This is a genomic window from Chamaesiphon polymorphus CCALA 037, assembly GCF_003003845.1.
Lineage (GTDB): Bacteria > Cyanobacteriota > Cyanobacteriia > Cyanobacteriales > Chamaesiphonaceae > Chamaesiphon > Chamaesiphon polymorphus.
Map to the genome: position 1 here is coordinate 1 of NZ_PVWO01000346.1, position 6,495 is coordinate 6,495.

Here is a 6,495-nt window from a genome sequence, read left to right on the forward strand (position 1 = left end):
GGGTGGATGGGTGGATTGGTAAAAAAATAATTTTCTCTCCCCCTCTCCTTGTCCCCCTCTCTCCCAACTCCCAACTCACTTACCCACTGGGATGCCAGAGGCTTCGAGTTGCAGTTTCTTGTCTATATCAGTCAATTGTAGCGACACGCTCTTGACTTTATCGAGAGCATTTTTGGGAATTTTGAGTGTAACTTTGACTTCTTGTCCGTTAGCCGCCAAACTACTGGGTAGTCCAGAGGTAGTAGTATTAATCCCTTGAGATCGATCGTTAGTGACATTAATCGTCCCTTGCCCGAAGTTGACAGGTTGACTGCCATGATTGGAGAGGGTTAGTTCTAGCTTGAGATCGGTACCTTTAGGTGCGATCGAGTTAACACTCATCGTAATTCCTTGATCTTGCTTGACGATCGGGAGTTTGGCAATAGGCAGACCAGTTTTGGGGTCGTTTTTTACAGCTTTTTCAAACTCAGCCGCTCGTTTTTTAGCATCTTTTGCTTGCTGGGAGTCTTTGCTAGGATCGTCGATACCCATTTGTTTTTTGACGTTAGCGATCGCTTCTTTCTCGTCGATCAGTTCCAAGCCTTTGGTATTAATATTTTGTGGGATGCCACCTTTATTATTATTGGGGCGAATATCTGGTTGAGTGACGCCTTTGAGTGCTTCGTGTCCTGAAATAAAGCCGATCGTACCACTGATAATTCCGGCTGCCAGCATGAAAAATAGTAAAATGCTAGTCATTAATAAGGTGCGATCGCTTTTGAGACTTTTTTTCATATTTACCTTTCCAAGATCGCGCTCGGATCGCTATTGTCAACTAATGTTTATTAAATCTTATCGCAAGCGATTGCTTTTTCTAGTTAATATACTAGCAATCTTTCCACTCGGCTACCTTATCCGCTTTAGCCCTAGTTTACCCGAATCTATCCGCGATCCGGGTGGTAGTATTGCCTACCAAATCGTGTGGATATTATTGGTGTTATTTATCTATCCTGTGGCTCACCGTCGGCTGACGGCCATCTGTGTATGTGCGGGATCTTGCGCGCTCGAATTTCTCCAGCTCTACCAGCCACCTTGGCTCCAAGCAATCCGCGCCACCTTACCCGGACGGCTCATCCTCGGTACGACTTTCTTATGGTCGGATCTGCCAGTTTATTTTGTTGGTGCTTATCTTGGCTGGCTGTGGGTAAGTTGGTTAGATAAGTTAGCGAATAGGGAATAGTGGATAGTGGATAGTGGATAGTGGATAGACAGAAGTATAGTGGAACTGCGTTCTACCCATTACCCACTCATCCACTCATCCACCCATCCACTCATCCACTCATCCACCCATCCACTCATCCATCCATCCACTCGATCGCCCTAATATACTTAATGTGAGGACTTATCATTTTAGCTCCTAGCAGAGCCAGAATTATGCTTCAATAGTAGAATCGGCGGGAGTCTGCGATCTTCAACGAGTAAGAGTCGTCCATCATTTCTTAACCAGGTTAGAGTCACACCATGAGCTTAGATACCCATATTGAAGTCAATTCCGGAATTAGTACCAACCGTGGTTGGCCGGGATTAATTGAAAACTATCGAGCTTATCTACCCGTGAGTGCGACGACTCCTGTAGTCACGTTGCATGAAGGTAACACGCCTTTGATTCCCGTGCCCACGATCGCTGCCGAAATCGGTCGGGGTGTAAAAGTATATATTAAATATGACGGCCTCAATCCGACAGGTAGCTTCAAAGACCGAGGGATGACTATGGCTATTACCAAAGCCAAAGAAGCAGGTGCTAAGGCGGTAATTTGTGCCAGTACGGGCAATACTTCGGCGGCGGCAGCAGCTTATGCCGTGCGCGGTGGAATGCGCGCCTACGTATTGATTCCCGATGGCTATGTCGCGCTGGGTAAACTAGCTCAAGCCTTGCTCTACGGTGCTGAAGTGCTGGCAATTAAAGGGAACTTTGATGATGCGCTCGATATCGTGCGGCAGATGGCCGAAAATTACCCGATTACGCTGGTAAATTCCGTAAATCCCTATCGGCTCGAAGGTCAAAAAACAGCCGCATTCGAGCTAGTCGATGCTCTCGGTGACGCTCCAGACTGGTTGTGCATTCCAGTGGGAAATGGCGGTAATATTACGGCTTATTGGATGGGTTTCAATCAATATTACCAGCATGGTAAATCCCAAAAACTCCCGCAAATGATGGGTTTTCAAGCCGCAGGTGCCGCACCGTTAGTTAGTGGCATCCGCGTAAAAAGTCCCGAAACCCTCGCCACGGCAATCCGGATCGGCAATCCAGCCAACTGGGATAAAGCAGTAGCCGCTAAAAATGACAGTAATGGTGAATTTAACGCTGTTACGGATGATGAAATTATCGCTGCTTATCGGTGGTTGGGCAGCCGCGAAGGGATTTTCTGCGAGCCTGCAAGCGCGGCATCGGTGGCTGGATTGATCAAAGTCAAAGATCGCGTACCGAGCAATGCTACGGTAGTATGTGTCTTAACTGGTAACGGTCTCAAAGATCCCGATACGGCGATCGCCAATAAGATCAATCCTTTCCAACAGGGTATCGCTGCCAATATGGATGCTGTTGCTGCTGCCATGGGATTTTAAACTAATTGAGAATTGATAATTGAGAATTGATAATTGGGTTGTTAGAGTGGGGATTCAAACCTTGCCATAACAAAACAATCCACCTGAAAGGTGGGGAATTTAGCCTCTATTCTTTGTTAAATTTAAGAGTTAGCAAAAGGTAGGGGTAATTTCTTGTCGCAGTTGTATGGGCGGCAAACCTGCCTACACTTGAAACGATTAGCTGTTAGTACCAGATTTTTTCTATGCTCGATCTACATGTATCTTGGGATGAATACCATCAGTCGATCGAGTTATTAGCCAAGCAAATTTCTCAATCCCAATGGGAATTCGATCGCATTATTTGTCTGGCTAGAGGTGGCTTGCGAGTAGGCGATATTCTCTCGCGGATCTTTAAAAAACCACTCGCAATTTTGGCAGCTAGTTCTTATAGTGGCGATCGAGAACGCGGTAAATTATCGATCGCCAGTCAAGTTACCATGACTGATGCGCTCATGGGCAGTCGGGTACTATTAGTTGACGATCTGGTAGACTCTGGCGTTACGTTGCAACAGACAACAGTCTGGCTGCGAGATCTGTACCCAGAAATTGAGGAACTAAAAACGGCGGTGATTTGGTACAAAGCTTCTTCAACCTATATCCCCGACTATTACGTCAGTTATCTGGCGAGCAACCCCTGGATTCATCAACCATTCGAGAAATATGATAACTATAAGCGATCGATGCTGAATAAATCAGATCTCGACTAACTGCTGAGTATTCGCTGGATATCTTTGGTGAGAATAAAAAGATGCAGCGGATCTGTTGGCGATGCTATAAAACCAAAATGCTCGTAAAAAGCGCAAGCGGTATCATTTTTTGCATGAGCGGCTAAAGCGCGAATGCCGCCAATATCCGCAGCCTGAATCGTGCGCTGCATCGCATTTTTAAGTAGACCTGCACCAGCTCCTTTGCCTTGCCATGTCAAACTTACTGCCAGTCGCGCCAGTAGCATCAGTGGCACTGGATGACGTGCCAAACCTTTTTTGAGACGTTCTGGCGCATCATCAAATGATACTTCGCCGACCGCAAGTGTATAAAACCCGATAACACAGCCATCAGCCAAGCCAATATAGGTTTGAGAGGCGTTGGCTTGCTGGTTTACAAAAGCGAAGCGTGTCAGAAAACGATTGAGGGCATCTTCTCCACAGTCAAAATTTTCTACAGCATGATGTCGTGCCAGCTTTTCGATCGAGAATACCGTCATACATCTGTATTGCCATCAAAAATACTCGGTTCGGTTAGCAGCCGTTCCAAGCGTGGATGGCTGCGTGGGGGTGCATCGAGAGCGGCCATAAAAGCAGTCCATCGTTCGACATCCAGTCCAAAATACCGACGGTCAGCTAATGTTTCATCTGCTCGCGATAAAGCACTCTCCAGCACAAAATCGCTGACAGAACGGTTGGCAGCAGCAGCGGCATGGTAAAGTTTTTGCTTCGCATCTGACGATAATCGCAGATCGAGTTTTTCCGAACGGGTAGTGGATTTTGGCATATTTTTTTGTTGCCATTACCATTTCAAGATATCACAACTGCCAGACAATGTCATGACGCGATCGGGCAATCGATGTCGATCGCCTGAGAGCAGAATCGCGATTGTTACTGGAGCGGGATCTTTGGTGTTATTTTGACATTTAGATGATGAGAGATTTTAGCCGTTTTTGGTGCTTTCGACCGCAGAGCGCAATTGTCCGTGGTTTTGGGAGAGAATTGCTTCAGCTTTGGCGCGATCGACTTGCGTCCAGTGCATTAGTAGCGCGGCTTTTACCGAACGCCCGCTAGCTTCTAATAACTCTTTGGCGTCCTCCCGCTCTAATTGCGTTAAATCTTGAATCATTTGCAACGCCCGATCGAGTAACTTGGTATTGGTTACGGCTACATCAACCATCCGATTGCCATAGACCTTACCCAATTTGACCATCGTTCCGGTGGAGAGAATATTCAAAGCCATCTTCGTCACAGTGCCCGATTTTAGGCGCGTAGAACCAGATAAAATTTCGGGGCCTACAGGTAATCGAATATCGATATCGGCAATGCTGGCGACCTGATTTGCGGGCACACAGGCGATAAATACCGTCTTGGCACCGCGTTGTTTGGCAGCTTCGATCGCGCCATGAACGTAGGGTGTTGTCCCGCCTGCGGTAATACCTACTACCACGTCATGCTGGCCGATCTGATTGTCTGCCATTGCCTGGGCACCATCGCTAGCGATATCTTCCAAACCTTCGGAACTCTTAACTAATGCTCCCGCACCCCCCGCCAGAATGCCTTGCACTAATTCTGGTGGTGTGCAAAAAGTGGGGGGACACTCCGCTGCATCTAGTACGCCCAATCTGCCACTAGTCCCTGCGCCGATATAAAATAATCTGCCACCTTGACGGAGCGAGTCGGCAATGGTATCGATCGCGCTAGCTAATTCTACTCTCGCACCCGCGATCGCATTTAACGTATTCACATCTTCCTGGTTGAATAAATCTACCAGCTCTGGCGTGCTGAGTCGGTCTAGATTGGCACTATTGACATTTACCTGTTCTGTCAATAAATGCCCGCGTGTAGTCATATTTTCGCTTGTCATAGTTTCAATCCAATGATGGGCTAGCCTTATTCGCTGGTCGTGACTTACTTTACCTGAATCTCGATCCAATTCAAACTGGGCGGTGGAGATAAGGGAGCAGGGAGCGGGGGAGACTCAGGACAATAAATGCTAGCCTAATTTCCGCCGTCTAATAAGTAGCTGGACATAATTAAAGTGACAATGACGAAATCGCCATCACCCCGCCATCGCCTCCGGCTCTGGCTCCCCTCTCCCAAGCTTGGGAGAGGGGCTGGGGGTGAGGGCAAAAGGCTGGCTACTTAACAGGAATAGAAAGATATTTTAATTATTTCCAGATAACGCTATAGATAGCGTTTGCAATAATCGATGTCCCTAGAGCTAAGATTCGATCTGAGGTGAAGTCACAGCCAGCCAATTGGCGTATTTACTTATGATGTCATTAACTCATCACAGAATAGATGAACTATTAGTGTGGATATATTACGCTATCGCTAGTGCTCAAAAATAGTCAATATCCCTACATGCGATCGTTTGGATTTATTTCTAAAAATTTCGGTTTTTTGGAAAAAATTCGATTAGAATATGAATCCCTCCTCGCACTTGTAGATCGCCATGATCCAAACCAATTTAGATCGTGCCCATCACACTGAACTAGTTACAGCTAGTAATATCGATCGCGAATTAGTAAACCTAAACTTTAGATCTTTAAAGGGGAATTCTACTTACGATCGATTATTTATTTCTTCTCAAATTCCGCGTAATAATAGCGGACAAGTTATCCCCAGTTGGATGAAAAGGTACAACCACTGTGCGAAGGGTGGTTGGTGGTGTAATGGATTAGATCCATTAAATGATTGGCTGCCAATGGAATGGGGGACTTTCAAGCCCAATTCGCCTGCCAAAAACAGCGACAGCAAAATTATTAAATACGAACACCCACCCAGTATTTCGACACGATTGTTTTGTTTGCGCGTAACCAAAGAAATCTGGACGCAGACTGCTAATTTATTTAAGGTTAAACTACCTGTCAAAATTGAAGTAGATTCGCTCGGTGAGGCAATTGGATTTTGGCAGTGGGTTCTCGATCGACAGATCCCGATCGTTATCTGCGAGGGAGTCAAAAAAGCCGCTACCCTATTGACTTATGGCTATCCTGCGATCGCTTTGCCAGGGATTAATAGTGGTTATCGAGTCGTTCGCGATTTCCAGGGTAATACTATTGGTAGAAATCTGATTCCCGAACTGGCTATTTTCGCTAACCGCAAGCAAGAATTATCGATCTGTTTCGATTATGAAGTTATCCCCCGTAAAGCCAAATTA

At 46.3% G+C, this 6,495-nt stretch carries 8 protein-coding genes; 4 read left to right on the forward strand and 4 right to left on the reverse strand.

Going from position 1 to position 6,495, the window contains the following annotated elements:
* Positions 1 to 75: 75 nt before the first annotated feature.
* Entirely contained in the window at positions 76 to 774 is a 699-nt protein-coding gene (locus C7B77_RS21155; protein WP_106309483.1) for a hypothetical protein, read from the reverse strand.
* Between the two features lie 43 nt (positions 775 to 817).
* Between C7B77_RS21155 and C7B77_RS21160 the strand changes: the two genes are divergently transcribed.
* From C7B77_RS21160 to C7B77_RS21170, 3 genes are all read left to right on the forward strand, one after another.
* Positions 818 to 1,219 (forward strand): ribosomal maturation YjgA family protein, encoded by a 402-nt coding sequence (locus C7B77_RS21160; protein ID WP_106309485.1) that lies wholly within the window; start codon positions 818 to 820, stop codon positions 1,217 to 1,219.
* Between the two features lie 281 nt (positions 1,220 to 1,500).
* Positions 1,501 to 2,604: a threonine synthase gene (gene thrC, locus C7B77_RS21165; RefSeq protein ID WP_106309488.1), complete on the forward strand. Its 1,104-nt coding sequence runs from the start codon at positions 1,501 to 1,503 to the stop codon at positions 2,602 to 2,604.
* A 224-nt stretch (positions 2,605 to 2,828) separates the two neighbouring features.
* Entirely contained in the window at positions 2,829 to 3,332 is a 504-nt protein-coding gene (locus C7B77_RS21170) for a phosphoribosyltransferase (RefSeq protein WP_106309491.1), read from the forward strand.
* Here the strand turns inward: C7B77_RS21170 and C7B77_RS21175 are convergent.
* The 3 genes from C7B77_RS21175 to murQ all read right to left on the reverse strand — a co-directional run bounded on the left by C7B77_RS21175 (position 3,329) and on the right by murQ (position 5,196).
* The gene (locus C7B77_RS21175; RefSeq protein WP_106309494.1) at positions 3,329 to 3,829 is read right to left on the reverse strand and encodes a GNAT family N-acetyltransferase; all 501 of its coding nucleotides are present in this window, start codon (positions 3,827 to 3,829) and stop codon (positions 3,329 to 3,331) included. The two genes, C7B77_RS21170 and C7B77_RS21175, sit on opposite strands and share 4 nt — an antisense overlap.
* Positions 3,826 to 4,116, reverse strand: coding sequence for a type II toxin-antitoxin system TacA family antitoxin (locus C7B77_RS21180; protein WP_106309497.1), 291 nt, complete (start codon positions 4,114 to 4,116; stop codon positions 3,826 to 3,828). Before C7B77_RS21180 ends, C7B77_RS21175 begins: the two co-directional genes overlap by 4 nt.
* Before the next feature lie 156 nt (positions 4,117 to 4,272).
* Positions 4,273 to 5,196 (reverse strand): N-acetylmuramic acid 6-phosphate etherase, encoded by a 924-nt coding sequence (gene murQ, locus C7B77_RS21185; protein ID WP_245894298.1) that lies wholly within the window; start codon positions 5,194 to 5,196, stop codon positions 4,273 to 4,275.
* Between the two features lie 591 nt (positions 5,197 to 5,787).
* On the opposite strand from murQ, the gene C7B77_RS21190 reads away from it, so the two are divergent.
* Positions 5,788 to 6,495, forward strand: a 708-nt coding sequence (locus C7B77_RS21190) for a DUF3854 domain-containing protein (RefSeq protein ID WP_146138432.1), incomplete at its 3' end; no start/stop codon positions are given.

Excerpts from the sequence above, each read along its gene's own strand:
- C7B77_RS21155 (WP_106309483.1), bottom strand. The coding sequence starts at position 774 with ATGAAAAAAAGTCTCAAAAGCGATCGCACCTTATTAATGACTAGCATT.
- C7B77_RS21160 (WP_106309485.1), top strand. The coding sequence starts at position 818 with ATGTTTATTAAATCTTATCGCAAGCGATTGCTTTTTCTAGTTAATATA.
- thrC (WP_106309488.1), top strand. The coding sequence starts at position 1,501 with ATGAGCTTAGATACCCATATTGAAGTCAATTCCGGAATTAGTACCAAC.
- C7B77_RS21170 (WP_106309491.1), top strand. The coding sequence starts at position 2,829 with ATGCTCGATCTACATGTATCTTGGGATGAATACCATCAGTCGATCGAG.
- C7B77_RS21175 (WP_106309494.1), bottom strand. The coding sequence starts at position 3,829 with ATGACGGTATTCTCGATCGAAAAGCTGGCACGACATCATGCTGTAGAA.
- C7B77_RS21180 (WP_106309497.1), bottom strand. The coding sequence starts at position 4,116 with ATGCCAAAATCCACTACCCGTTCGGAAAAACTCGATCTGCGATTATCG.
- murQ (WP_245894298.1), bottom strand. The coding sequence starts at position 5,196 with ATGACAAGCGAAAATATGACTACACGCGGGCATTTATTGACAGAACAG.